The 26,147-nt window shown below is 45.3% G+C and carries 17 protein-coding genes and 1 tRNA gene; 9 read left to right on the forward strand and 9 right to left on the reverse strand.

Going from position 1 to position 26,147, the window contains the following annotated elements; all coding sequences use genetic code 11:
- Positions 1-28: 28 nt before the first annotated feature.
- Positions 29-1,516, forward strand: a complete 1,488-nt coding sequence (locus tag JNN12_13990) for an aldehyde dehydrogenase family protein (protein ID MBL7979446.1) — start codon at positions 29-31, stop codon at positions 1,514-1,516.
- Between the two features lie 306 nt (positions 1,517-1,822).
- Here JNN12_13990 and JNN12_13995 read toward each other — a convergent pair whose 3' ends face one another.
- Entirely contained in the window at positions 1,823-2,716 is an 894-nt protein-coding gene (locus JNN12_13995; protein MBL7979447.1) for a tetratricopeptide repeat protein, read from the reverse strand.
- A gap of 251 nt (positions 2,717-2,967) precedes the next feature.
- Here JNN12_13995 and JNN12_14000 point away from each other — a divergent pair, with 251 nt between their 5' ends.
- A complete protein-coding gene (locus tag JNN12_14000) occupies positions 2,968-3,579 on the forward strand; it encodes a PH domain-containing protein (protein MBL7979448.1) in 612 nt (203 codons plus the stop codon).
- Positions 3,580-3,823: 244 nt separating this feature from the next.
- On the opposite strand, the gene JNN12_14005 is transcribed toward JNN12_14000, so the two are convergent.
- From JNN12_14005 to JNN12_14015, 3 genes are all read right to left on the reverse strand, one after another.
- Positions 3,824-5,323, reverse strand: coding sequence for a SusD/RagB family nutrient-binding outer membrane lipoprotein (locus JNN12_14005; GenBank protein MBL7979449.1), 1,500 nt, complete (start codon positions 5,321-5,323; stop codon positions 3,824-3,826).
- A gap of 73 nt (positions 5,324-5,396) precedes the next feature.
- Positions 5,397-8,525 (reverse strand): SusC/RagA family TonB-linked outer membrane protein, encoded by a 3,129-nt coding sequence (locus JNN12_14010; protein ID MBL7979450.1) that lies wholly within the window; start codon positions 8,523-8,525, stop codon positions 5,397-5,399.
- Between the two features lie 575 nt (positions 8,526-9,100).
- Positions 9,101-9,688, reverse strand: coding sequence for a hypothetical protein (locus tag JNN12_14015; GenBank protein MBL7979451.1), 588 nt, complete (start codon positions 9,686-9,688; stop codon positions 9,101-9,103).
- A gap of 227 nt (positions 9,689-9,915) precedes the next feature.
- Between JNN12_14015 and JNN12_14020 the strand changes: the two genes are divergently transcribed.
- Positions 9,916-12,243: a TonB-dependent receptor gene (locus tag JNN12_14020; GenBank protein ID MBL7979452.1), complete on the forward strand. Its 2,328-nt coding sequence runs from the start codon at positions 9,916-9,918 to the stop codon at positions 12,241-12,243.
- A gap of 68 nt (positions 12,244-12,311) precedes the next feature.
- Here the strand turns inward: JNN12_14020 and JNN12_14025 are convergent.
- Positions 12,312-12,395, reverse strand: a tRNA-Leu gene (locus JNN12_14025).
- A gap of 180 nt (positions 12,396-12,575) precedes the next feature.
- On the opposite strand from JNN12_14025, the gene JNN12_14030 reads away from it, so the two are divergent.
- Entirely contained in the window at positions 12,576-14,492 is a 1,917-nt protein-coding gene (locus tag JNN12_14030; GenBank protein MBL7979453.1) for a M1 family metallopeptidase, read from the forward strand.
- Between the two features lie 242 nt (positions 14,493-14,734).
- On the opposite strand, the gene JNN12_14035 is transcribed toward JNN12_14030, so the two are convergent.
- From JNN12_14035 to JNN12_14045, 3 genes are read right to left on the reverse strand one after another with little or no spacing between them, the layout of a single operon-like run.
- Positions 14,735-15,178, reverse strand: coding sequence for a molybdenum cofactor biosynthesis protein MoaE (locus JNN12_14035; protein ID MBL7979454.1), 444 nt, complete (start codon positions 15,176-15,178; stop codon positions 14,735-14,737).
- Positions 15,179-15,424, reverse strand: a complete 246-nt coding sequence (locus JNN12_14040; GenBank protein MBL7979455.1) for a MoaD/ThiS family protein — start codon at positions 15,422-15,424, stop codon at positions 15,179-15,181.
- 11 nt (positions 15,425-15,435) lie between these two features.
- A complete protein-coding gene (locus JNN12_14045) occupies positions 15,436-15,909 on the reverse strand; it encodes a redoxin domain-containing protein (GenBank protein ID MBL7979456.1) in 474 nt (157 codons plus the stop codon).
- Positions 15,910-16,069: 160 nt separating this feature from the next.
- On the opposite strand from JNN12_14045, the gene JNN12_14050 reads away from it, so the two are divergent.
- Positions 16,070-18,721: a T9SS type A sorting domain-containing protein gene (locus tag JNN12_14050; protein ID MBL7979457.1), complete on the forward strand. Its 2,652-nt coding sequence runs from the start codon at positions 16,070-16,072 to the stop codon at positions 18,719-18,721.
- On the opposite strand, the gene JNN12_14055 is transcribed toward JNN12_14050, so the two are convergent.
- A complete protein-coding gene (locus JNN12_14055; GenBank protein MBL7979458.1) occupies positions 18,707-20,650 on the reverse strand; it encodes a CBS domain-containing protein in 1,944 nt (647 codons plus the stop codon). The genes JNN12_14050 and JNN12_14055 overlap by 15 nt on opposite strands.
- Positions 20,651-20,834: 184 nt before the next feature.
- Between JNN12_14055 and JNN12_14060 the strand changes: the two genes are divergently transcribed.
- The 4 genes from JNN12_14060 (at position 20,835) to JNN12_14075 (ending at position 26,145) form a co-directional block, all read left to right on the forward strand.
- Positions 20,835-22,220, forward strand: coding sequence for a tetratricopeptide repeat protein (locus tag JNN12_14060; GenBank protein ID MBL7979459.1), 1,386 nt, complete (start codon positions 20,835-20,837; stop codon positions 22,218-22,220).
- Between the two features lie 10 nt (positions 22,221-22,230).
- Positions 22,231-23,160: a DUF4292 domain-containing protein gene (locus tag JNN12_14065; GenBank protein MBL7979460.1), complete on the forward strand. Its 930-nt coding sequence runs from the start codon at positions 22,231-22,233 to the stop codon at positions 23,158-23,160.
- Between the two features lie 78 nt (positions 23,161-23,238).
- Positions 23,239-24,345 (forward strand): peptidoglycan DD-metalloendopeptidase family protein, encoded by a 1,107-nt coding sequence (locus tag JNN12_14070; GenBank protein ID MBL7979461.1) that lies wholly within the window; start codon positions 23,239-23,241, stop codon positions 24,343-24,345.
- A 78-nt stretch (positions 24,346-24,423) separates the two neighbouring features.
- Positions 24,424-26,145, forward strand: a complete 1,722-nt coding sequence (locus tag JNN12_14075) for an amidohydrolase family protein (GenBank protein MBL7979462.1) — start codon at positions 24,424-24,426, stop codon at positions 26,143-26,145.
- Positions 26,146-26,147 lie beyond the last annotated feature (2 nt).

The following is a 26,147-nucleotide window of genomic DNA, read 5'->3' on the forward strand; positions in this document are numbered from 1 at the left end:
TTCAGGTCTAACCCAATTTTTTGATGTTATGAAAAACGGAAACGTTGCCCTTGCCGAAAAATCGGCTATTAGTGAACTCCTATTTGGTGACTTCTGGCGCTATGCACCTGCACCTGAATCTACTGTAGTCACAAAAATCAAGCCACAGTACGGCCATTTTATCAACGGAAACTGGGAAGATGGGATAGGGTATTTCCCCACCATCAATCCGGCAACCGAAGAAATATTGTCTCATTTCCCTGAAGCCGACGAAAGCACCGTTTCCAAAGCAGTTGATGCGGCCCGCAATGCTTATGAGCGATACTGGAAACCCATGCCTAGCATCGAACGTGCAAAGTATCTTTATAAGATTGGGAGGGCGATACAAGAGCGAGCACGTGAATTTGCTGTGCTCGAAACGATGGACAATGGGAAACCAATTAAGGAGACCCGGGATGTGGATATTCCTCTATCCGCTGCACACTTTTTATATTATGCTGGATGGGCGGATAAACTGGATTATGCCTTTCCCGGTGTAAAACCTCAACCACTGGGCGTTGCAGGGCAAATTATTCCTTGGAATTTCCCTTTGCTCATGGCAGCATGGAAACTTGCCCCCGCACTCGCGACAGGTAATACAGTGGTGCTAAAACCCGCAGAAACCACACCTCTGACCGCTGCCCTTCTTGCAGAGGTGATTCAAGAAGCAGATCTACCACCGGGTGTGGTCAATATGGTCTTTGGCGCAGGAAAAACAGGGGCGGCATTGGTTCGGCATCCAGGCATAGACAAAGTTGCTTTTACTGGCTCTACGGATGTGGGGAAGCTGATTCAGAAAAGTGTTGCAGGAACCCACAAACGCTTGACTCTTGAATTAGGTGGAAAAGGGGCCAACATGATTTTCGAAGATGCTCCTATAGACCAAGCCGTGGACGGCATTATTCAGGGCATCTATTTTAATCAAGGACATGTTTGCTGTGCAGGATCCAGACTATTGGTTCAGGAGAGTATTGCGGAAGAAGTGATCCAAAAACTCAAAATCCGGATTGCTTCTTTACGGCTGGGAGATCCTTTAGACAAAAACACCGACGTTGGGGCGATCAATTCACAACCGCAACTGGCCAAAATCAAGGAATTGGTTGCGTCCGGCATTGAAGAAGGCGCACAGCTATGGGCCGCACCCTGTGAATTACCTTCCAAAGGCTTTTTCTACAAGCCTTCCATTTTTACAGAAGTTGCCCAAAGTCACCGCATAGCACAAGAAGAAATCTTTGGGCCTGTTTTGTCGGTCATTACCTTCCGAACACCAGCGGAAGCCATTGAAAAAGCAAATAATTCTCCCTATGGCCTTGCAGGAGGGATATGGAGCGACAAGGGCAGTAAGTTATTTAAATTGGCTGGCGCGCTCCGCACTGGAATCGTTTGGGGAAACACTTATAATCACTTCGATCCGGCAAGCCCGTTTGGAGGTTACAAGGAGTCTGGTTATGGCCGTGAAGGAGGCTTACATGGCCTGTTACCTTACATCCGGATGTAAAGTTGATTGCAAAAAGTAGTTGCCTCAATATGCACTTATGTAGCCCCGAAGGGAACAAGTCATTGTTTATATTACCCTGATGTGAGTTTGGGTGTCCCTAGCCGTTTGAATGTACATATTGATGGTCTGTTGTATGCCCTAATGTACAACGTGGGAAGTAAATTAAGAACCTCAAACAACCTAAATGCGAGGGCAAATACCCTTCGGTTACTTTCAGCCGAAAATCATCTGGCCTATGTGCGTCCCATACCCTCATCAGGCGCAAGATCAAGAAGGATCGGAAGCCCGATCCTTTCTACAAGCTGATTATACCCGAACGTAGAGTGCATTAAACGTACTTTGCCACGTTTTGCCCCCGTCAAACGAGTCTTCAAAATGTTGACGCACATCGCCATTCACTTCTTTGGTAAAGGAGAGACGCGTAATTTTCGTTTTTTTGTCTGTTGGATTTGTGATATTTGCCTCGAAAATCATGGCATTCTCATCTGAACGGACTTCTACAAATTCCATTGGCCCGCCTTGCCCTCCAACCCATGTTTGCTTCCATTTTGAAAGCACGGGGTCATAAAAGTTGATGCTTTTCCCAGCGCCACCGCTCGTTGCTGTCCAGTTTTCTAAAAGCGCGCAACCATTCGAGATAATTTCAATCGTATTTTTACCCACCAATTGACCACTTATTTTTACGTCCCACTTCCCCACCCAAAAGTCAAATTTTCGGTATTCCGGCTGATACATGCAGGGCGTTTGCTGCTTCTTTGCGGAGCGTACCAAGTTTTGAAATACTTGATTCTGTTTCATGGCTACAAATTCTGGCGCCTGCTCAATGTTTTCAGCCTGCGAAAATCCAGCAGAAATGGCCGCTTCTAAGTAATTAAGTGCCTTTGTTTGGTCAGACAATGCTGCATAAATCCGTGACAACTGAAATTTTAATAACGGGGCATTGGCATTGAGCGATAATCCTTTTTCATATGCCCTTATTGCCTCTGGGAACTGCTGGAGCATTTGTTGCGCATACCCCAGCCGGTACCAATTCAGAAAGTTTTCTGGCTTTTCTTGGCTTAGTCCTCGATACGCCTCAGCGGCTTCTGCCCATTTCTGGGCCTGAAAAAGTTGGTTTGCATTGGGCGTGTTTGTTTGGGCGTGTAGTATTGGAGCAAAACACATGGCAAACACCAAGTACAGAAGAGCAACGTGATTCATTTTGAAGTACATGGATTTTGATTAAAGGATGGGCGGACAAAAGAAAATATCCCAACGCTTCGCCAATTCAAAACAGCTTTCGGGTGAATGGTTTGAATTGACAGGTGAACAGACCCAATAAGAGTGCCACATTTTCATCTAATCACCGATCTTGTAAAATATCAATCCCAATGCAACAAAAAGTGGAACAAATCGAAGGCTTGAACATACAGGTTTTACACACTATCCTTTTCACCAAATCTATCAAAAGCATGTTTGGAAAATTAGCAGCAGACGCATTAGGACTGAGCGATATAGGCTCGGTCATTTCTCCGGCAGATTTCAACAAAGTGGACTCCGACGACTATGTGATGCACGAAGAAGGAGAACGCATTTTCTTCTTAATCAAGTCTAAAACGGACGAATATTGTTTTACCAATACCGCATTTATCCATGTAGATGGCGCTTCAGCGGTTAGCAAAAAGCGTGATCTTTATCGCAAAGAATATGCTCACCATCAAATTCATCATGTGTCTATGGAAACGGCAGGAACCATTGATATGGACGTAGAAATCAAGTTCAGCATGGGCGATAAACATTACTCCATTGATGTTCACAAAAAGCATCTAGAGGAAGTAAAAGACCTTTATAAGACCCTTGTGCGGATCGGAACGATACAAAAGGAAAACAATGTTATGCTGACATATGCCCAATCGAGCCTAAACCATGCGACAAGTGCTGTAGGCCGTGCAACCGCACCGAACAGTATTGAGGCCGAGTTCAAAGCCATTAATCAATATGCATTCGATTGGCTCCGTCAGGCACATAAAACCTATAATGTCAAAGATTTTTCCAACGTCTTTGAGATGTTTATTAAGAACTAATAGCCCTATCTCATGTCACGAAAATCATCTAACAAAAATCATAGGGAAAGCTGCTTTTAGAAGTGTAAAGTATGCAAATCACCCCCACAAGTAGGAAACTTTTGGGGCTGGCATAAAAAATTCGGGCATGTTTAAAGACTTGCCCTTTTTTTTATTTTTCCTTTACATATAGAAAATGTAAAAATGGGGAAGCGACGATGATCGCTCCCCCATTCAATAAACCGTTTTAGGTCAGGAAAAGGACTTATTTATCCCACCAAACACGGGTTTTGAACTCATTTGCACCTTGTGCAGCGATTGCTGCATTATAGCCCGATGGATTAGAGGCCGCTTCACCAGCAGGATACATCAAACGGCGCGGAATGGTTCCACCCGTCAGGTTCCCAACTGCATTGTTAGCGGTCAGAGCTGGGAAGCCCGTTCTACGCCAGTTCGCAAAACCCTCGTAGCCGTTCAGATACGTCGCAATATACTGCTGGGTAGCAATCAGTTCTGTAGCTTTGGCAGCATCGTATTTTACCGACGCCTGTGCCAGATATGCCGTTACATCTGCATCCGAAACGGAGCCTAATCCGCTATTCACCATAGACCACATTTGCATAGAAGCTTTTACCCCAGCATTGTAATAATCAGCAGCAGACCCAGTTGCCCAACCGCGCTGCACCGCTTCTGCAAGGAGTAGATTCACTTCCGCTGCGGTCATCAACGGTTGTTTATTACTCTTTGCTTTCAACTTGGCATTTGCCATTGCAAACACATCTTTCCAATTAGAAGGTAATGCACCCGGATCTGTACCGGGTGTAATCCCGGTCATTTTGCTGACGTCAGCAGAGCCGTCTGGATTTTGGAAATAGATGACCATCCGCGGATCGTTACGGCTCTTCATCAGATCAATGAACGTTTTGGAAATCCGTGCATCGCTATGATAAATATCCAGTGCATGTGCTACCCCATTGTTGTTTATCCCACTGGGACCATCTGTATGTAAGACAAACGGCATATCGGCATTTGAGGTAAATACTCCACCTGCAATCGCAGCTTTCACCGTTGCTTCGGCTTTTGTAGGATCCACTTTGGTTAAGCGCATCCCCATGCGAAGCATTAAGGAATAGGCAAATTTTTTCCACTTTGCCACATCACCACCATACACAATATCGGCCGCGCCTGGGGTTTTCTTGCCAGCATCCAATTTAGAAGCGGCATCGCCCAGATCAGCGATCATGCTGTTATAGATATCTTGCTGCGCATCGAATTTGGGATTATAAATCCCTTTCAAAACCCCCTGACCGGCTTCGCTATAGGGAATCATTCCGTAAGTATCGGTAACGCGCTGATACGTAAATACGCGCCAGATCCGCATCATGTTGTTGAAGTTGGATAAACTGGCATCTTGAGACGTGGTGTTCAGCAAATCAGACATATTCCGTGCCAATTCGCTGTAGCTCCGGTTAAAAAGCGACCCCGAATAGTCATCGTTGAGGGTGTACTTATCCCCGTGCGCACCGAAACTCAACACAGCCATGCGTTGAATAAAGGTTTCGGTATAAATCATGTTGGCACGGATATGCGTGTACTCATCACCAGCCGTGAGCAATTGAAGGTAGGTAAATTGAAACGCCGGATCAATGCTGTTGGCGGCGTTAGGGTCTGTGTTGACGTCCACAAAGCCGTCGTCGCACGAAGACAAAACGACTGCCAAGAACATCAGCATCACAACCTGTTTAATTTTGAGGAATGTTTTCATATGGTCAAAAAGGTATAAGCTGAATGAAAAAATGGGTGACGGACAAGGGTTGCCCGAAACCTTGTTTCAGGGCTTAGAAACGCAGGTTTACGTTAAAGCCGAGCGAGCGGGTTTGCGGTACACCATACATTTCGAGACCATAACTACCACCAACAGAATAGCTGGATTCTGGGTCAATGTTCGGAACGTTGGAGTAGAGCAAGAGTAGGTTACGGCCCACCAATTGTACTTCCGCGCCACGAATCGGGGTTTTGGAAAGCATAGAAGCCGGAATCCGGTAGCCCAAAGAGAACGACCGCAATTTTACATAACTGGCGTCATATACAAATTGCTCGGTGTAGTTGTTGTAGAACTTTTGGTAATACGTTTGGGCATTCATGGCCACATTCGAACCTGGTGCTTTGAAGTTATTGCCTTGATCACGGCCTTCGAGTGTGTCTTTGTGCAGCCCAAAATAATACGCATACGCATTGGTTGCCGAGTACATTTCGCCGCCCATGCTGATGTCAATAAGAGCATTGAGGGTTATGTTGCCAAACATAAGGGTATTGTTAATGCCCGAAGTCCAGTCTGGATTTGGATTACCCAAAACGCTCAAAGCCGATTCGCGAACAGGGAAGCCGTCGGCCCCATGCTGGATGCTACCATCGGCATTACGCACAAACTTATACCCTTTAATGACGCCCATAGGTTGTCCAACTTCAGCATACGTAAATGCATTCAGGGTACGGCTTTGGCCTAAGAAGAGCGTTTTTTGTTCCCCTTGTAAGGAAACTACTTCGTTGTTGTTCTTGGCAAAGTTGACATCCAAATCCCAACGCAATTTACCATTATTGACTGGGGTTACGGAAAGTAACGCCTCTAACCCTTTGTTGGTAATCTCGCCAGAGTTAATCACGCGAGACCCAAAGCCTGTCGTTCCGGAAATGGTCGCAGAAAGAATCTGATTCGTGATACTCTTGTTATAGAACGTAAAGTCCAGACCCACTTTATTATCCAAAATGCGGGTGGTTATACCAAGTTCCATTCCAGTACCCAATGTGGGTTTTAAGCCTGCAGGTGGAACCGCCCCATTGTTGAGGGCGCCGAGTGGGAAGCCATTGTGTCCTTGGCCAACGAGTCCATAGGACAACCCAAGTGCATAAGGTGCAATTTGGCTGTCGCTACCGGTTTGTGCCCAAGATCCACGAACCTTCAAGAAGTTAACCGCTTCCGGTAGTTTCGTCATATCCGATACCACCCAACTCAAACTTACGGATGGGTAAAATTGCGAATTTTCTTGCGAGGTTGCCGAGGTAAGCGTAGAGAACCAATCGTTGCGGCCCGTAAGGCTGAGGAAGAGATAGTTTTTGAAACCCAAATCCAATCCACCATACAAGGAATTCACTTTTTTGCGGTTATAACCAATGCTCCGGTTTTGGTTTTTCAGGTTGTTAATAGAAACCAAGCCGGGGATGTTAAAAGTGTCACCACCCGTGAACAAGCCTTCATAGGTACGATCCAATTGATTGCCCCCTGCATACGCAGAAACTGAAATACCTTGCAAGTCTTTTTTGGCAGAAAGCAAGAAATCACTGTTCCGTTCTTTAACGTTTTGGCTGCTTTCGCTCATGCCGCCTTGTTTTTTGAAAGCGGTTCCTTGTGGTTCCAACGAGGTGACTCGGAGATTGTACCAGTCTTGCCCCGTCCGACCCAGCAGCGTCAGCCAATCCGTCAATTTGTAGGTTGCAGACACATACCCAATAACCCGTTCGCGGGCATCCGAGTTTTTGTAGTGATAAACCGCCCAATACGGATTCGTCACAAATGGGTTATCATTAAATTCTTGCTCGGCCAATGGATTGCCTTCCACCTCTCCTCTTGGGTTAAAAGAAGAAATTGAAACGTTGGTTGGAAGACGATAAATACTGGCATTTGCATTCCCCGGAGAGTCGGACTGATTAGAGCGGTTGTTGGTGCCCTCTGTCACATAGTTCACTTTTGCATCCACTTCCAGACGGCTACCCAACTGGGTTGAACCACGCAAGTTAAAACTCGTCCGATTCAAATCATCATTCACCATAATTCCTCTTGCATTCAGGTTCGTGGCAGAGAAACGGAAAGTGGACTTGTCGGTCCCGCCAGAAAATGCAATGGTATTGTTGGCCGTTAAACCTGGTTGGTAAAACTGCTGCATATTATCCTTTACGGCAGAATATGGACGGCTGACGCCATCAAACTGAATCACACTGGAACCATCCAATTTGGCGCCCCAAGATAATAAGCCTGTGGCCAATGCATCTGGAACCGTTGTGGGTTTGGTTCCGAGTTTTCCTTGTCCATATTCGTATTGCCAGTCAGACAAAACAGCGATAGACTCGGTGGTGAGGTTAGTGTTAAATTCAACCCCAATTCCATTCCGTTTAACCCCTTTTTTTGTTGTAACAAGAACAACCCCGTTCAACGCACGAGAGCCATAAAGTGCTGTGGCCGCATCGGACTTTAGGATCGTGAAGGTTTCAATATCATCTGGGTTTAAACTGGAAACACCGTCTCCACCATCACGACCACCCCATTCACCTGCTTGGCCTTGATTGCTGTTATCAATCGGAACACCATCCACCACGTAAAGAGGTTGGTTATTGCCAAAGGTGTTGTTACCACGAATGATGATACGGCTGGAGCCGTTTACACCAGAAGCGGGTTTGGATACATTCACACCAGCCACCTTCCCCGCAAGGGCATTTACGATGTTGTTTTCACGGACAGCCACAAGGTCTTCACCACGAATTTCTGTTACCGAATAGCCAACAGATTTTTGTTGTTTTTCGATACCAAGCGCGGTGACAATCACTTCACTGCCCAATGAGGTATCTTCTTGAAGTACGACATTGACCGTGCTGCGCCCATTCACGGCAATTGTTTGGGCTACATATCCCACAAAAGAGACCGTTATTGAGGCATTACGATTTGAAAGGGAGACGGAATAGTTCCCATCAATATCGCTTTGTGCACCATTGGTCGGTTTTCCGGCCTCAAGGATGGTTGCGCCAGGCAGGGGTGCGCCATCTGCCACCGTTACCTTACCGCGTACCTGAAAGCTCTGCGCGAATGACCATTGAATACCCAGCATCATGAGCAGGCATCCAAAAGCCAATACGCGCTTAACGACGGATACCGTACCCGTAGCCATCGTGCTGTGTTGGTTGTTTTGGTTTAGCATATTTTTTAATGTTAATAATGGAAGGGTTTTAATGCATGTTCAGAAATCATTTCTGGACGGAAGCCGAAATCAACAGGAGAAGCCCCGATTCGGCACACAACATTTTCTTTATACCATAAGTTTTGGGATTGATTGTGGGTGGCAGGAAAAGTAGTGAAGACTGCCGCAGTCGTAAAAGCCGAAACAGCCTATGTGGTTTCATTTGATTCAATAAACAACTTTTTAACCCATTAGAAGCGCTTCCGACTTCAGGCTTAGTATACCTAAGGGTATTCTACTTTGATGAAATGGGTTTGGATTAAGCTTTATGGGGTCTTTCCTCAACAAAATCCTTTTCATACTCCTCTGAAAACATCAAAAAAGCCGTGCACCCAAAGGTACACAGCCAATTATGTGAGCTAAAAATAGTTATCCTGTATGCCATAAATTGATCCAACAGAATCGAAAGCACGAAAATTACAGGATAAAAAGCGCATGTTGAGGAACTTGGGTTTGTCGCTAAGGGGTAAAAGACGGCGAATAATAACAATTTGGAAACCCTTATGCAAGCGCTTTTCCGCATTAACAGTGTTACTTTATTGGGATATGCGGCGAAGAATAGCATTTAGCCGTTCATGATCGTCTCCCAAAAGTCGGCTAATGGTACGTCCTGCCTCTATCAATACCTCGATCCGTTGGCGTTGCAAAATCTTTGTTAAAGACAGTTTTTGCAAGATTGTGACAAAAAGATCATCGGTAGGCAAACCACTTTCGGTTCCTCCCGTCAACAGCCTAAAAAAATCATAGGGCGGCTGAATTGTTTCTATCAAAGTCTGTTCAACCAAGTCCACAAACGCATGAAGTTCCGGAGGGTGTGGTGGAATGGTTTGGCGAAAAACCCCTTCTTTCGTTTGATAACCCACCACCAAACAAGAAAAAACTGTCCGAATCAACTCAAATACATGAGGCATTTCCCTTTCCAATTCCTCTTTGGTACGTCCTAAGGCTTCTACCTGACGCCCTGGTTCAACACTTTCCCGTTGTACCGAAAACACAATCCCAACCGTGGTACTCCCATCAGGGTGTTGTACACACACCCATTCACCAAATGTAGGCACGTCGGATCCAAGAGCGACTTGTGCTTTAAAAGACTTCGACTCGGAAGCAATAATTTCGCCGATCATAAAGAAGTAGCATTTTTACAAATTGAACACCAAGAAGTTTTAACAAAGCACGCAACCGCTGGTTCATTCTTACCGAATGTTGTAACCTTTCTCTAATTCGGGCGTTTTCATCTTGATTCTCTAAAATTCATCAACCATATTCCATGCACCATCCAAACAAGATACGCCTGTTTTACGGCATTTTTTTCTTAATCTTTTCTCCTTTACTGACTAAAGCACAATCTTTTGTGAACCTAAAATTTACCGATACACAGAATATAGGTATTATTGGGGTGAGTGTCAGATTAATTAATGAAAAGAAACCTTCTTCCCAACAAACTGGCACAACCAACCAAGAAGGCAGCATTCGGATCAAAGTAGAGCCTGCAGCCACCTATCGCTTACAAGCCACTTTTATCGGATATAAACCCATTGATGAGTCAATCAGTTTTAAGAAAGAGGACATCGAACGCATTTTTGTTTTGACAGAAGATACGGCCTCGCTGGGCGAAGTAATTGTTACAGCAAAAAAACCCCTAATTACCCAAGTGGACGATATGAGTGTGGTGGATCCCAGCCCCGTTGCCGATATCAGCTCAAACGCGATGGAAGTTTTGGAGAAAATACCTGGCTTGTTTATAGACCAAGACGGAAACATCTACCTAAATAGTACCACGCCTGCCTCGGTGTATTTGAATGGCAGGGAACAAAAAATGAGCCGTGAAGACACCGCCGTCCTACTCAAAAACCTTCCCCCAAACAGCATCGAGCGGATCGAAATACTACGTACGCCTTCTGCCAAGTTTGATGCCAGCAGCAGTGGTGGATTGGTAAACGTTGTACTTAAGCGTGGATTCAAAATTGGAAGAACAGGAAGTCTATATTCGGGATATAGCCAAGGACGACATGCTGATGGGCGCTTGGGTATTAACCTGAACAATCAAGATGGTGGACGCACCTCATACTTTGGCCTTAGTTTAGGAGGGCGTACTGGGTTCGACCAGGTGGAAACCTCGCGACTGTTCTCGGCAGACTCGCTTTTGAGCCAGTTTGCCACAACAACCTCGCCGAACCAAAACATTTTCACCCGTTTCGGGTTTGGCTTTGAACCAAAGAAAAATTGGGAACTCAATCTCGATAGCCGTATTAGTACCAACCGCAATACTTCGGATGTGCTCAACCAAAACAGCATCCGCCGCGTAGGTTCCAGTTCCACTACCCCTTACTCCCAATCAGAAAACCTGACCAACAACAATGGCCTCAGTTGGTCTGTAAATCAAGAAGTTTCCACCAAGTACAAATTGGACAAAGAAGGCTCCGAATGGACCACCGAATTTGAAGCAACCTATGCAAAATCAAATGGTGAACAGGTATATAATAATGCCTTTATATTACCAACGGTCTTTAATACTGGTGGAGAAGGGGCTTCGGAAAATCAACGCTTCGCATTCACCGCCCAAAGTGACCTAAAATATAAACTCCCGGAGAAAATAACCTTAGAAGCTGGTATCAAGTCTAACTGGCAAAACATCCAAAACGAAGCCGATTACGTTCGGATTCAAGGGGCAACAAGAACACCAGACGCCTTCCGCACCCGTTCGTTTTCCTACACAGAAAACACCCATGCAGCATACCTTCAAGCCTCTAAAACCATTGGTTCATTTGTACTCAAATCTGGCCTCCGGCTCGAAAATGCGGATATTCGTGGAAACCAAACCATCCCCAATGACACGACTTTCCAAGTAAACCGTACCGATCTTTTCCCATACGCTTATCTGAGCCGTACCTTGGTTTCTATTTCAAACTTCGAGCTTAAAGGCTTTGCCATTTACCGGCGTTCCATTTCACGTCCCGGATACGGTTTTCTGAATCCATCCCCCCGCTATTTAGACCAATATGCCTACGAAGTAGGAAATCCTAACCTGCGTCCTCAATTCACAACCAATTACGAACTGAATATCAGTGTAGGAGACATGCCCATTTTTGCCATTGGTCGTAATGATACCAAAGACATTTTCACAAATGTGGTGTATCAAGATCCTAAGAACCCCAGTGTAGCCGTTCGGACCTACGATAACCTAGGAAAACGTGCCGAAGATTATTTCCGTCTTACAGCCGCCATCCCACCTGGCGGGCGCTATTTCTTTGTGGTCGGCACGCAATATGGCCGAAACCGTTACGATGGGCTTTATGAGAACAAACCACTGACATTCGACCGTGGGTCTTGGTCTTTTTTCACCTTCCACATGTTCAAAGTGGATAAAAATACCAACCTAACCCTAAATGGTTTTATGCAAGTGAACGGTCAACAACAGTTTTATGAATTGGAAAACTTCGGGGCATTAAGCGTAGGAATCACCCGTAAATTTTTGAAAGACAAACTAAATGTGGCCCTCCGAATCAATGATATACTCAACACCCAAAAGAACCATTTCAACCTTAGTCAAGGTACAGTCCAAGCAAGCGGATTCCGGTCAGGCGACACCCGCCGTATTGGGCTGAATATTCGATACAACTTTGGTTTCCGCCAGAAAGAGGAAAAACGGAATATGTTCGACGTAAATGGGGATGAATGACCCAATAACTAACTAATAGCAAAAGCCGCATTTTTTGGATAAATGCGGCTTTATTTGTTTTATCAACGTGCCCAAAAGAGGACTCGAACCTCCACGGGCATACGCCCACTACACCCTGAATGTAGCGCGTCTACCAATTCCGCCATTTGGGCAAATTATTGTCTGGCACGCTTTTCAAAACGAACTGCAAGATAGGATATTTGCAAATACGAAAGCAAGATGGGGCTATAATAATTTACGGCTTTCCTTTTTCTTCATGAGTTGGGTTCGTAACTTTACTTTTTAACATGGCGTCCATAAGGACATTGTTTTACCTTTAAACCCTAGAGGACATGCGTAAAAACTCTATTTTTTTTCTCTTTCTTGTCCCCATGATTGCGTGGGCACAGCAACCTACAAGGCCAATTCCATATCCCGTATTCGCCTCCCCTCAATTTGAAGCGGCAATCACAAAAGGAACCCGTACCAAGACGGGTATGCCAGGTCCGAATTACTGGGCCAATAGTGCAAACTACACCATGGAGACCGAACTAGACCCTGCTTCTAAACTCATTACCAGTTCTGCCACCATTCAATACCTCAATAACAGTCCAAACGACCTTAATTTTCTGATGATAAATTTGCGTCAGAACCTCTACAAACCCACCGCGTTCCGAAATCGTCCTATTCCTTTTGCCACCGATGGCATGAATATCACCGAGACCAGCGTATTGACGAGCAAGCCTGGTGAATCCGAACAATGGGTCAAGGTTACGCCACAAGTAAACGGAACCCAAATGCGGGTTTCACTACCACAACCATTAAAGGCCAAGCACAGCATTACTTTACACATTAAATGGTCTTTTACGTTACCCGAACGTTCTTTTCGGATGGGTCACGACAAAGAAGTATTTATTGTGGCGTATTGGTTCCCCCAATTGGCGGTGTATGATGATGTGCGTGGATGGGACAGTGACCAATACATCGGAAATGGCGAATTTTACAATGACTTTGGCAACTATGATGTAAAAATCACCGTGCCGAAAGGCTATTTGGTTTCCGGAACAGGTGCTTTACAAAACCCAGCAGCAGTTTTGGATGCCGACCGATTGGCGCGGTTACGCGAAGCCGCAAGTCAAGACTCGGTGGTGCATGTGCTCACCAAAGAAGAGCGTGATGCTGGCAAAGCAACCCTCTCCGCTTCTGATAAATTGACGTGGCACTTTAAAGCAGAAAAAGTACGAGACTTTACTTGGGCTACTTCGGATAAATATATCTGGGACGCCACAAGAGCAGCGGTGGGCGACCTAAATAAGGACGGCAAAACAGACTATTCGATGATCCACGCGTTTTATCGTCCCGAAAAAACGGTCTGGAAGCAATCCGCAAAATATGCCCGCTTTAGTATCGAGCATCTTTCCCAACGGTATATCCCCTACCCCTGGCCCCACATGAGTACCATCGAAGGTTTTATTGGCGGTGGTATGGAGTTTCCGATGTTAACGCATATTGGTGGCTCACGAACCCCACAAGCACTTTTTGGGGTCACGTATCACGAAATTGCTCATATGTGGTTCCCGATGATTGTAGGGGTGGATGAAAAGTCCTTCTGTTGGGCCGAAGAAGGGATCACGACCTATAATGAAAATGATGGCTATAATGCATTTTTCCCAAAAGAAAACGCTTGGGATCCCAAAGTAAACAGCTACTTCCGAATTGCCGGAACAGGAAATGAAATTGAAATCGGACGCCACACCGATAACTACCCTATAACCTCACCAGCACGTGGAATTGCTGCATACGATAAGCCTGCCACCTTACTGCGCGCACTGGGAGGCGTGGTCGGTCACGAAAAGGTTGTTGGCGCACTTCGGGAATATGCCAATAGATGGGCCTTTAAGTATCCATACGACCAAGACTTCTTTAATACATTCGAAGATGTCTTGGGTAAAGATATGGATTGGTTCTGGACTTCAGGATGGTTCACGACCTGGACGGTGGACCAGGGGGTGCAAAGTGTAACCCCGAAAGGTAAAAAAACTACCATTGTTATTGAAGACAAAGGCAATTTCCCCATGATGGCCCTGGTAGAAGTAACGTATGCAAATGGACAAAAAGAAACGCTGACTCTCCCTGTAACGGATTGGCTTAAAGGAAGCCGTACTTCCAAGTTGGAGGTTGCCAAAGGTGTGGTCCAAAAAGTTGAAATTGATCCCCAACAAACTTCAATGGATATAAACCGTGCCAACAACATTTGGGAGAAAAAATAACCAATAAACTTTTCTTTAGTATAAAAAATCTACAGAAATAAGGAAGTTTACACTGTTTTACTTCCTTATTTTATTTTGATCACCGTTTTTCAAGAGATAAATTTTCGGCTCATTCTATCTGCATCACCTATATCCATCTATCCAGCATGGTATTGTACCTTTAATGGCAGGGGCACTTCAACGAATAAACGGAATCCGTTTGGTTATTGACCTCAAAATAAATGGTGGGTTCGTATTAAATATCAGCCTTTCGGCCTTACCCATTCCACGGATCCATCTGAATACGTTTCCTGCTTCCAAATGGGGACCTTTGCTTTTAGGTTGTCAATCAACCAGCGGTTGGCCGAAAAGGCTGCGTCCCGATGGGGTGTAGAGACCCCAATCAGGACGCTAATTTCGGAAATTGGGACAAGCCCAATGCGGTGAAGCAAGACCATATGCAAAATCGGCCATTGTTTTCTGGCTTCTGTGGCCAAACCATTTATCTCGGAAAGTGCCATAGGCAAATAGGCTTCATACGTTAGGTGTTGTGTTTCTCGTTCCTCAGTCATTCTGCGGGTTGTACCCAAGAAGAGTGTTGTGCCCCCCGCATCTGGGTGCATTAGAAAGGATAACGCCCGTTCGGTTGGGATTGCTGATGCCGAAAGTCCAATCCATGTATCAGAAAAGGGGGTTCCAAAGTCCATTTACCCTCCGCTAACAGGTGTAATCAAGGCGACTTGGTCGCCAGCTTTTAAAATCTCTTCCTCTGAACAAAAGGATTGGTTGACGCCAAGCCGAATAAATGGGCGAAATGACCTAATTGGCGGAAATTCAGTTTCCAGCATATCCAATAAATCAGCTCCAGATGCGCCTTCTGCCAACATGATGTTTAGCTGGTTGTGACCAATCTGATCCTTTAGAACACTAAAAAACAATACCTGAATTTGCATTGAAATGGCATTTAGAGACTATTTATACAAGCCTTAATGGCTTCAAAATTAGGGAGATGCCCTGCATTTTCAAGGACTTCGGCATACTGAACAACTCCCTCTTTGTCCAAAATAAAAGCGGAACGTTTGGACACCCGGCTCATCCCGAGTGCAAAACCTCCTGTCGGATATTTAATCCCAAAGGCATCACCAATAACGGCATCATGATCACTAAGTAGAGGGAATTTTAGTGCATTCACTTTGGCATATTCGGCGAGCGTAAACGGAGAATCTGTTGAAATCCCAATAACCTGAACGTCTTTCTCATCATATTCTTCTAACTCGTTGTTCACCAAATTCAGTTCGTTGGTGCAGACTCCGGTAAAAGCCTGTGGAAAAAAAAGGAGCAGTACATGCTTTTTACCCTGAAAATCCGCTATGCGAACTTCTTTTTTCTCATTAGAGAAAAGCGAAATTTCAGGGGCTTTTTGTCCTGTAGCTATCATAATTGGCATGGTTAATGTGGTAAAAAGAAATAGTATAGCCCTTTAAACCCTTCAGGTTCCATTTGCTCTTTAAAGAAACGCCAAGATTCAGCCAAATCGGTTTATTCTTGTTTTTCAACAAACGATGACCGTACTTGCCACAACCAAGGCATTATAGATTATGCTACGTTTTGCCATATTAGTCTTGTTGGTAACACACACTCAAGGGGTTTCGTATGCAAACCTGCTTTGGGCAAAGACATTCAACGCCCCATCAACCGATTCTACGTCTGTCTTCACCGATTCATCCAGCGTATTCCGGGTTTCCCTATTCCGAAAACGGGCTTCTGATGCCCCCTTTGACTTAATCACTCTTTTTATCCAGAACAAAAGTACCCAATCTGTTTCTTTAAAAAACGGGGAGATACGTTTCCGAACCCAAAAACCTACATGGGTTGATTCCAGCAAATTTGAAACGGTTACACCGGGATATATTGTATTGCAAAGCCATCAAACCGATCATCCAGATAGTACCAAACGTTTTTTGCATCACTTATCCCTCCATTTTTTAGACGCCCCACTACATGGCGAACACTTGGAGCCGGGTAAAAAAATCTATATTGTGGTCAAGACCGACACCACCGAATCGTCCTCTAACATATGGCAAAGTATACGTCTAATAACGCCCTCTGTCATATGGACTTCCGGAAAGGCCCTCTTAAAAATCAAAACACCTCCTATTCCGGATCCGATAGTCTCCACTACCCCGACTTATATTCGGTTATCAGGCCCTGATCTGGAATTCAGGTTCGAGGTAAAATGGGATTCCCTCCACGTCATTGAACCATTACCATTGGGGGTTTTTCAAATATCCAACGAAACCATCCAAAAGCCCGGCGTCTTTAAGCTTCCAGCAATACCACCATTTGACCTTGAATTTACGGAAACACACCTTGACTCCACTGTTAATGTGGCTTGGGGAGCGCTCATCCGTTGGGCGAAGGTAATTTTCAGAACTCCTCCGCCTCCACTACCCCAACTTCCACCGCCCGTGATTCATTTGCAGAAAAACGGATTCTTTTGGGAGAACGTTCTTCCTTGGGATAACATGATAGAAATTACAGAGCTATTGGCAGATTCCGTGTATCATTTCTCCAGTACCGACCCTGGATACAACCATCAGATTGCCCGCTTAACGCATCCAGAAAAAACAGTTAAACCTATATTCCAAAAAGTGCAGGAAGTTTTTTTGACGTATGAATTAATCCCCTTTATCCCGGAAAATCCTTCCACCTTATTGTTAGATGTTGCTGGTCTCCCAAAGCGTAAACGGAGCGCAATTCAATTATCCAATGGCCTCCATATATACTCGGATTCCTTGTCCAATGGCCCCATTCGTTGGGAAAACCTTCGCCCCGGTCAATACGAAGTTAAGATAGAGCCTATTATTTACCCTCCATTCACTTTTCAAACTTTTTCGTTCCCCCAAACCCCCGCCCTTTATCCAAGCACGCCCTCCACGCCAATCCCCATCAGGTTCGAGATCTCAGACTCAAACTTAGGAAGATTTGCCCCTTTTACAGATGCCTCTTTATGGCCGCTACCCGATTTTAATGCGTTACTTCCCACAATAAACGTCCGGAGATACGTTATGGGATTTATCGTAAACGACCAAACAGGAGTACCCTGTATGCCCAAATGGGGCGGTTACACTTCTTATAGTACCACTTTAGCCCAACAAGAACGGGGAGATGGCCCTGTACATTTAAAAGAAATGTTAAGCACCTTTCGAAAGAATGGCGGTCATGCAGCCTTATCCCTTGGAGGCGCAAATGGTACACCTATCGAAGCTACGTGCCCCGACGCTGCATCCCTTTTTCGGGTCTTGGATGAAATACTTACGGCATATGAAACCAATGAGCTTGATTTTGACATAGAAGGAAAGTGGGTCAACGATAGGACTTCCATTGAAAAACGCATACAAGCCACACAACAATTACAGGACAAAAGGCCCTTGCTTAAATTGTGGCTCACCTTACCCGTTCTGCCTTCGGGGCTTACCGAAGCAGGATTTTCGGTCGTAAAATCATTCGTGGATGCTGGTGTTCGTTTGACCGGGATCAACCTAATGACCATGAATTACGGAATAGAGGCTGCTCCCGACCCCGATAAGTTGGGGGATTATGCCATCCAGGCGTTGGATAGTACATTTTTACAGTTAAAATCCATTTTTAATGATGTAGAAAAGCCTCTTTCCGATCAACAACTATGGCATTTACTTGGCGTTACCCCTATGCTGGGCATCAATGATGTTGTACGAGAAGTATTTACAACGGCTCATGCAGAAACGTTACGAGATTTCGCCATAAAAAAACGCCTTGGCTTGGTTTCGATGTGGTCTTCGCAACGAGATTTTCCTTGTCAAAGCGATCCTGACACGCAAGTTTCGCTGAGATGCTCCGGTACTATTCAGAAAGACTTTGATTTTTCTCAGATTTTTTTGGTCTTTAGAAGTGATGAGCAGAATATTCCGATTCCAGCAACCCCCATTGACCGAGATGAAACACCTGAGCGCCCAATTAAAATGCACCATTTCCCAAATCCATTCAATGAATCTGCACAAATTGAACTTGAATTGCCTACGTCTCAGCATATTCGATTAGCCGTTTTTGATGTTTTGGGGCGAGAACGCCGCATCTTGGCAGAGGGTATCTTTGAAAAAGGCCTCCAACGGTTTACATTGAAGGCCAGAGACCTCGCCAGTGGCTATTATTTTCTACGTTTGGAAACAGCAACCCAGATGGTGCGTCGTCCAATGCTACTCCTTCGCTGATTTTCGCTTTTTGCCACTCTCAGCAAAAATTTGTTCCATCAAACCAGAAGCTATTTTCATAAAGTCGTTTTCTGTAACGATCCCCACCAGCATTTCATCACGGACAACAGGTAATGCCGAAAAGCCTCTTTGCTGCATGATCGAAATGGCCTCTACGGTTGACGTTTCTGGAGAAATGTAAACGGGATTGGGTGTCATGACCTGCTTGACAGGTATGGGGGCATATATATCCCGATCAGGATTCCCCACCACGTATTTCAGCAGTGAACGTTGCGAAACCATTCCCACCAATTTATGCTCATTGTCTTCAACAAGAATATAGCGGATCTTTCGCCAGACCATCAGCGAGGCCACCAAATCAATCAGTTCCTCCTCATTCACCGTAATCAGGTCTGTGGTCATGTATTGTTCCACACGGGCGAAATTGGCTTTGGATTTGCGCACAGAATCTGGATTTGCAAGGGGCCACGTATGCACAGGTTGATTGTCTTTTTGGTTTTCGAGAGTTGAGGCCACCAAAGCATTCATTTTCTCGGCCCGGGTGGCTTTTTCCATGTGATTAAAGGACGAAACCAACCATTGGGCCCCGGTTTGTTTTGACGCCACCCTTTCAGATAAAATGCCCATGTATCGGTCAATGTCTTCCGAAACAATATTGGCCGATTTCAAGCCTTGGGTGGCAAGAGGAATCAATTCATTCGAAATCAACTCTGCCGCTGGTAATCGTTTTCCATTAAGCCAGATTAATTCGCACCCTAAACCATACCGGGCGGCATTCATAAAATTCCCCCGTGCATCGTCGAAGCGCATCACCTTTCGGACATCTGGATAAGCGTCTGCCATGCCATTAATGAGACCAAACCAGAAAGCGGCATTGGCCATCTCGTCCACGGGTGTTGGACCAGAAGGGATAACACGGTTTTCGATCCGCAGGTGGGCTTTACCGCCACCAACACCATAACAAGCCCGGTTCCAACGATAAACCGTTCCATAATGTAATTGTAGCGCACGTAGTTTGGGAACCTCCCCTTTTTCAATCGCTTCCCACGGATCCGGAATATTGTCATCAGCCATAATGACGCGAAAGCGTGCAATGTCTTCCTTATAAATTTCCAACACCGACTCATTTACCCAAGCATTTCCAAAATGAACCCTTGGACTCATTTCCCTCAAATATTGGTGGCTACTTCGCGTATCAATAGATTGCTGAAACAAAGCAATACGGGTTTCGCGCCAAAGTCTTTTCCCAAAGAGAATCGGCGAAAAGCAGGAGACCGCCATTACGGGCGCTGTGACGGCCTGCGAGATATTATACATCTTGGCAAACTCTTCTGGCCCAACCTGAAAATGGCATTGGAAGCTGGTATTGCAACCTTCGAGCATGACCGAGTCGTGTTTCAGTAGAAGTTCATCTTCCCCTCGTATCTGAAATTCAAACAATTCTCCGCCACGCAACCGATTAATGCTCTCATTTAAGGCATAATACCGAGGATTAGGGGTCAGATTGTCTAAGGAAAGATCTGCGAGTGTTATCGTCGGAAGAATACCAATGAGCAGCGGATGCGCATGAAAGGGTTTAAGAGTATTCCTCCCCAACGTCAAGAGCCTTTGTATTTGGTCTTCCATTTGGCTCAAAGATTTGCCCTCGAACGGCAGCGGATCGCAATTAAACTCCAGATTAAATTTCGTCAGTTCGCTGGTGTAATGATCGTCTTGAATTTTCTCCAGTGCTTCCACCCCAATCATGGCCGGATGCCAATGTTCGTCAATCAGAAACATTTCCTGCTCTGCGCCTATTCTGCGTTTGCCTGTCTCTATAAGGTTGTTTTCCAGCATGTACTCCAAAGCACGGACATCCCGTAAAATAGCTGCTGTAAAACGCCTAAGTTGTTCTTCATCTAAGTAACGATTGATATTGTGGTCGCCCATTGTTTGAATTGTTTTGATTGGGGGTTAGGTGTTTAATATCTTGAATTATCTTGAAGAGTGCAAACCTTAAAGGCAAGAAAATTGTACGTTCGTGCGTTTAATACAGAAGTTAATCCTTTATCGTATCTTTTGAAGCCGAAAGGCTGTCCTCATTCATCATGATCGCGTCATAAAACCCAATGCTATGCGTGCCACATTTTTTATTCTATGGCTCACCTTCGCTTTTCCATTGTGGGCGCAAGAACCCAAGACCGCCCAGCCAGAACAACCCTCCAATCAAGCCACCTTGTGGATGATCGAGGGGATGACACGGGCTTTTCAGCGGGATTATGTGGAAGCCATTGCCGCATACGAGAAGGCATTGGTTGCTGCACCTGCACAAGCCGCCATATTATTTGCATTGGCCGAAGCACATTATGAAAATGGCAATCCTCAAAGTGCCTTATTCTTTGCACAACAGGCCGTCCAAAACAAACCGGAAAACCGTGAATATTTAGGATTTCTGGCCCAGATTACCGATCGCCAAGGGGATACGGCACGTGCAACACAACTTTGGCAACAATTTGCCAATGACCACCCCACCGATCTCCAAAGCCTGCTTTTGCTTTCTTCGTTTCAGCTCAAATCTGGCAATACCAGAGGCGCCATCGAAACGTTTAAACGATTAAAAGCATTGCGGCCAGACAATCTATTATACACACTGACTCTGGCTGATCTTTATGAACGAACAAGTAACTTTCAAGATGTATCAGAGCTTTTACAACCAGTCGTCTTTATGGACCCTTATGATAAAAGTTCCTTACGGAAATTAATTACCGCATATGAGCGGCTTCAGCGTAAATCGGACATGGTCTCGGTTCTTCAAGACGTGGTTGCACAAGACCCCTATGATGTGGCTTCAAGGTTAAAATTAAAGGAATTGGTCGGGACTTCGGGCACAGACAACCGGGCTTCAGCCGAGGTCCAGGTCGCTCCTTTAGGCAATGCTTGGACGTTGGAACATGCAAAAGCATTTTTTGCACAGATCCACACCGATCCTACAGCCCTTTCTCAGGCGGAACAAGCCCTTAAAGGGGTTACCAGCGAACAACCCAATCTTGCTGAAGCATGGATTTTGCTTGGGAAAGTTCGTTTTCAACAAGCCCGATATGAAGAAGCAGCCCAGATATTGGGAATGTGGCTGAGTAAATACCCAAGAGATTTAGAGGGATGGGCCCTTGCCATACAATCATCCACCTTGGCGGGGGATACCAATAAGGCCCTTAGATTGGCACAAGAAGCGGGGTTTTTATTCCCTGGACAGCCTCGTTTGCTCCATTCACAAGCAGAAGCATATATCGCCTCTGCAAAATTCCGTGAAGCACAAAACATTTTAACCGAAGCAGCTGCCATCATCAAATCTGATTTTGGGGATGCCGTCTCCCTTCAGATCGCCCAGTTGGATAAAGAAGGAGAACTCCTTAAAAAACAAGGCAACCTCCTCGAAGCGCGTAAGCGATGGCAAGCAGCCTTGATCTTAGATCCTAATCAAGCCACCATCCGTGCCAAACTGGAATTTCAAAATCAATAAGGATATTCCCATGAACACCTATACATTTTTTTCATCCTCCTTTGGCCCGTTTCGTTGGACCCCCTTTCTGGCTTTTATCCTACTCACCGGATGCAAAAGCGCAAAACCTTGTATAGAGCCTGTTTATGGCGCAGGAACACAAAGTACATGGGTGAAACCTTCGGAACCCAAGCCTCCTATTGAAAACGTAGCCATTGTAGATCCTCCCGTCACCCCGCCCCTACCCGTTGGACCTGCTACCCCGCCGCCACAAAAATCAGCCGAGGCACAATTGGCAGAGGAAACCATTGCCCGAATGGAAATGGCACGCCCCAAACTAAACCGACTTACGGCCACGTCTTCTATGGATATAGATTCACCGGAACTAGAACAAAGCCTGACCGCACACTCGCGCTATGAATCTGGAAAAGGACTTTATACCAGTTATCGGGCAACAGCAATAAACTTTGAAGGGGCACGCAGTTTGGTAACACGCGATAGTTTCTTTGTGTATAACCGCATTGAAAAGGAACTGACCTATGGCCCCATCTCGCTGGCAAACCGTTTTTTACCTGTTTCTGGAACCATTGAACAAATTATGGCGATTTTGACGGGATCGGTCGTTCCAGAAAATGGTTTTTCATGGGAAGCCTTTCAAAGCGGAGGACAAATAGTATTACGCACCACCGATTTACGACAACAATTTACGGTAGATGCCCGAAGTTATCGTGTGTCAAAAATAGAACTCCGAAACAGTAAGAATGAGCTAACCGAGCAAATACTGTATCATGAACCGACGACATTTGGGACGCTACTCATACCAAGGAGGGTTGAAATGATACAGCCTTTGGCAAAACGAACGGTTAAGATATACCACCGGAATTTTGACCTAAATCCAGAATCCCTTTCCTTCGACTTGAATATAGATCGTAAAAAGGTTAAGTTAATGCCCGTTCGGTAAGATGACTCAGGTACAGAGGATGTCGTTACTCTCTGTACCTTGTAGTTGTAAATGGTATAGACGTAACCTTAAAGTCAAATGGTTAATTGGTTTCTTTTGCTGCTGCTTGGCTTATCGACCTATAATTTTGGTTCAGAAGTATCCACCATAAGTTTATATGCAGCTATTGAACAAGACACCCTGCGCCAAGAATTAGAATCATTGGAAGAAACCATTGAATCCATCCGCGAGAAGGAACGCAGGCAGTGGAAGAAACTACAGCAAAAGGATCAAAAACTATATCAACGAGAACAACAGATGACGGAATACGCTGCTCGCCTAACACGCCTGTATGTTCAGCAAGATTCGTTACAAAACAGCATCTCCCAACTCCGTCTATTCTTGAAGGAACAATCTCAATTTACCCAAAAACGCGCCATTTACCTTTACAAATACGGTCGTCAACACGAATTACTCCTGCTGTTTAGTGCCCGTTCCGTTAATGAATTGCTTATCCGCTTATATTATTTTAGACTGATTAAAGAACAAAGAGACAAGCGCATTTCGCAATACATTCATACCCAAGAAAAATTGGCCAACCAACTCCGCAATTCGACTCTTTTGGTAGAGCGCACCAAGCAACTCTTAAAAGAGGCAGAACGATATCACCAACAACTCAATTCGGAAATTGGACAAGCTGCCAAGACGTTAAATACCATTCAATATGAACGTTTAGCAATAGAAAATACTGCAAACATGAAGCGGCTTTATATGGAAGGGTTGAAACGACAGGTACAAACATTGTCTGTCAATGACCGTAATGCCACCGAAGCGCAAAACCAAAACCTCCCCCCATTTTCGGTTTCAGAAATTCTATCAGGCACATCTAAGCCCAAGAGTGATCCTAATGGCGTGGGTATCCTGATCGTTTCTCCACCCGAAACCGTAGTGCGTGCTGCACTTGGTGGCTTGGTAAAAGAGATTTTTTCTCAGCCCGGATATGGAGAATGTGTCGTTATCGAAACCAATGGATATTCACTGGTTTATGGCAATTTGTCAACCATTACCCTTAGTCCGGGACAACAAATCCAAAAAGGAAGCCTTATCGGCACATCGGGTAAAGAAAATCAGCCATTAGGAAATGCACTTTTCTTGGCAGTTTTTAAAGGACGACAAGCTTTGTCCCCGATTGCTTGGCTACAATGAATCCCTTTATACGCTTGATTGCCCGATCGAATAAACGTACATTCCTTTTTTCCCCTAAGGAGCAAAAAATATAACCGTATGCAACTTCGCTGCCTAAGCCGCTATTGGTTTGTGTGGTTAACAATCGTCGTACCTGTTTTCTCGCAACCCAGTCCAGAAAAACCCCTTGCGCCTGTTTCTAAAAACTGGCATATTGTGAATGCCCGAATTGTGCAATCGCCCGGGAAGATTATTGAAAAAGGATCCATTGTCATTGAAAATGGCCTGATCACCCAAGTAGGCACTGTTAGCAATGTGCCTTATGATGCCATCGAGATTAAAGGTGACTCCCTCACCCTGTATGCCGGATTTATTGACGGCCTGTCTCACATTGGTATCCCACGCCCCAAAGAAGAGCCTCTCCCCCGCATTCCCCGTCCAGGAGAGCCGGACTATAACAGGGCTGGCCTACAACCAGATATAGATGTACGGTCATTCCTCAAAGCTGAGGACCCCAGTGTAGATGAATGGCGAAAATTGGGATTTACCGCCGCACAGGTCGCCCCTTTTGGCAGAATGATGCCAGGAAAAACCGCCCTCATTTTTCTTTCCGGCCAAAATGCCAACCAAATGATTTTCCAGCCTCAGGTAGCCCTCATGGGCCAACTGCTTGGTGCTGCACGCGGACAAGGCCAACAGGTTTATCCCTCCAATGACTTAGGCATTCTTGCATTTTGGCGCCAGGCGTTTGGGGCTGCAAAGCAAAGTTTGTCTTACGAAACCACATACCATAAAAATCCATTTGGCCTCCAACGACCCGTAACCGATCCGATACACACGGCCTTGTTCCCTGTCTTAAAGGGCGAAAAGCAGGTCATCTTTTTTGCCAATGATTACATAGATGCACTAAGAGGACTCCGGCTGGGAGACGATCTGGGATATAAAACCGTTTTAGCTGGACTAAAAAACGGGTACGAAATATTGCCCCAACTCAAAAGCCGAAGTATGCCCGTTTTCTTATCTTTGGAGTTGCCCGAAGCCCCAAGAGAGATTAAAGAAAAGACCTCAGCAGCATCCACAAACGAACGTATTGATTCGCACGCTAAGACGCCTGCCGAAACGGGCCGTTTAATCCAAACCCAAAAAAAGATTTACCTTCAACACGTCCGCCAAGCATCCGTATTTCAGGAGTCGGGAATCTTGTTTGGTTTTTCAACAAAGGAGGCAAAGGCTTCCAATATTCGAAAGAACTTTGGCACCCTCCTACAAAACGGTCTCAACGAAAACCAGTTATTGGCCTCCCTCACCACCAATCCAGCGAAAATTCTGGGGGTTGAAGCACAACTGGGTTCCATTGAAAAGGGGAAAATTGCAAATCTGATTTTTTCTGACGGCCCAGTATTTGACGAAAAAAGCCAGATCCGGATGGTTATGGTGGAAGGATCGCTTTTCAAATACCCCAAAAACGCCTCCAAGAAAGGAGCAAATGCCGAAGGAGGGAATGGATCGGGTGCATTTTCGACTGCCTTAGGTACATGGACAATCTCCGTGGTAACACCTGGCGGAGCCCAAGAAGGTACATTGGTTTTTACCACTTCGGCAGGCACCCTTCAAGGCAGTCTTAAAACGAATGACGAAAATTCAGCGCTACAAGACGTAAAATTAGAAGGTCAGACCCTTACCTGTAAAGGATATGCCCAAAATTCAGAGATCGTCTTTACGTTGAAATTAGAGGGCGAAACGCTTAGCGGGACGGTTTATGTGACCGCCTTACAATCCGACCTCCCCGTTACAGGCACCAGAACCACCAAACCCAATTGATC

The organism is Bacteroidetes Order II. bacterium (assembly GCA_016788705.1).
Lineage (GTDB): Bacteria > Bacteroidota > Rhodothermia > Rhodothermales > UBA2364 > UBA2364.

Coding starts and splice junctions, on each gene's coding strand:
- JNN12_13990 (MBL7979446.1), top strand. CDS start 29: ATGAAAAACGGAAACGTTGCCCTTGCCGAAAAATCGGCTATTAGTGAA.
- JNN12_13995 (MBL7979447.1), bottom strand. CDS start 2,716: ATGAATCACGTTGCTCTTCTGTACTTGGTGTTTGCCATGTGTTTTGCT.
- JNN12_14000 (MBL7979448.1), top strand. CDS start 2,968: ATGTTTGGAAAATTAGCAGCAGACGCATTAGGACTGAGCGATATAGGC.
- JNN12_14005 (MBL7979449.1), bottom strand. CDS start 5,323: ATGAAAACATTCCTCAAAATTAAACAGGTTGTGATGCTGATGTTCTTG.
- JNN12_14010 (MBL7979450.1), bottom strand. CDS start 8,525: ATGCTAAACCAAAACAACCAACACAGCACGATGGCTACGGGTACGGTA.
- JNN12_14015 (MBL7979451.1), bottom strand. CDS start 9,688: ATGATCGGCGAAATTATTGCTTCCGAGTCGAAGTCTTTTAAAGCACAA.
- JNN12_14030 (MBL7979453.1), top strand. CDS start 12,576: ATGCGTAAAAACTCTATTTTTTTTCTCTTTCTTGTCCCCATGATTGCG.
- JNN12_14035 (MBL7979454.1), bottom strand. CDS start 15,178: ATGGACTTTGGAACCCCCTTTTCTGATACATGGATTGGACTTTCGGCA.
- JNN12_14040 (MBL7979455.1), bottom strand. CDS start 15,424: ATGCAAATTCAGGTATTGTTTTTTAGTGTTCTAAAGGATCAGATTGGT.
- JNN12_14045 (MBL7979456.1), bottom strand. CDS start 15,909: ATGATAGCTACAGGACAAAAAGCCCCTGAAATTTCGCTTTTCTCTAAT.
- JNN12_14050 (MBL7979457.1), top strand. CDS start 16,070: ATGCTACGTTTTGCCATATTAGTCTTGTTGGTAACACACACTCAAGGG.
- JNN12_14055 (MBL7979458.1), bottom strand. CDS start 20,650: ATGGGCGACCACAATATCAATCGTTACTTAGATGAAGAACAACTTAGG.
- JNN12_14060 (MBL7979459.1), top strand. CDS start 20,835: ATGCGTGCCACATTTTTTATTCTATGGCTCACCTTCGCTTTTCCATTG.
- JNN12_14065 (MBL7979460.1), top strand. CDS start 22,231: ATGAACACCTATACATTTTTTTCATCCTCCTTTGGCCCGTTTCGTTGG.
- JNN12_14070 (MBL7979461.1), top strand. CDS start 23,239: ATGGTTAATTGGTTTCTTTTGCTGCTGCTTGGCTTATCGACCTATAAT.
- JNN12_14075 (MBL7979462.1), top strand. CDS start 24,424: ATGCAACTTCGCTGCCTAAGCCGCTATTGGTTTGTGTGGTTAACAATC.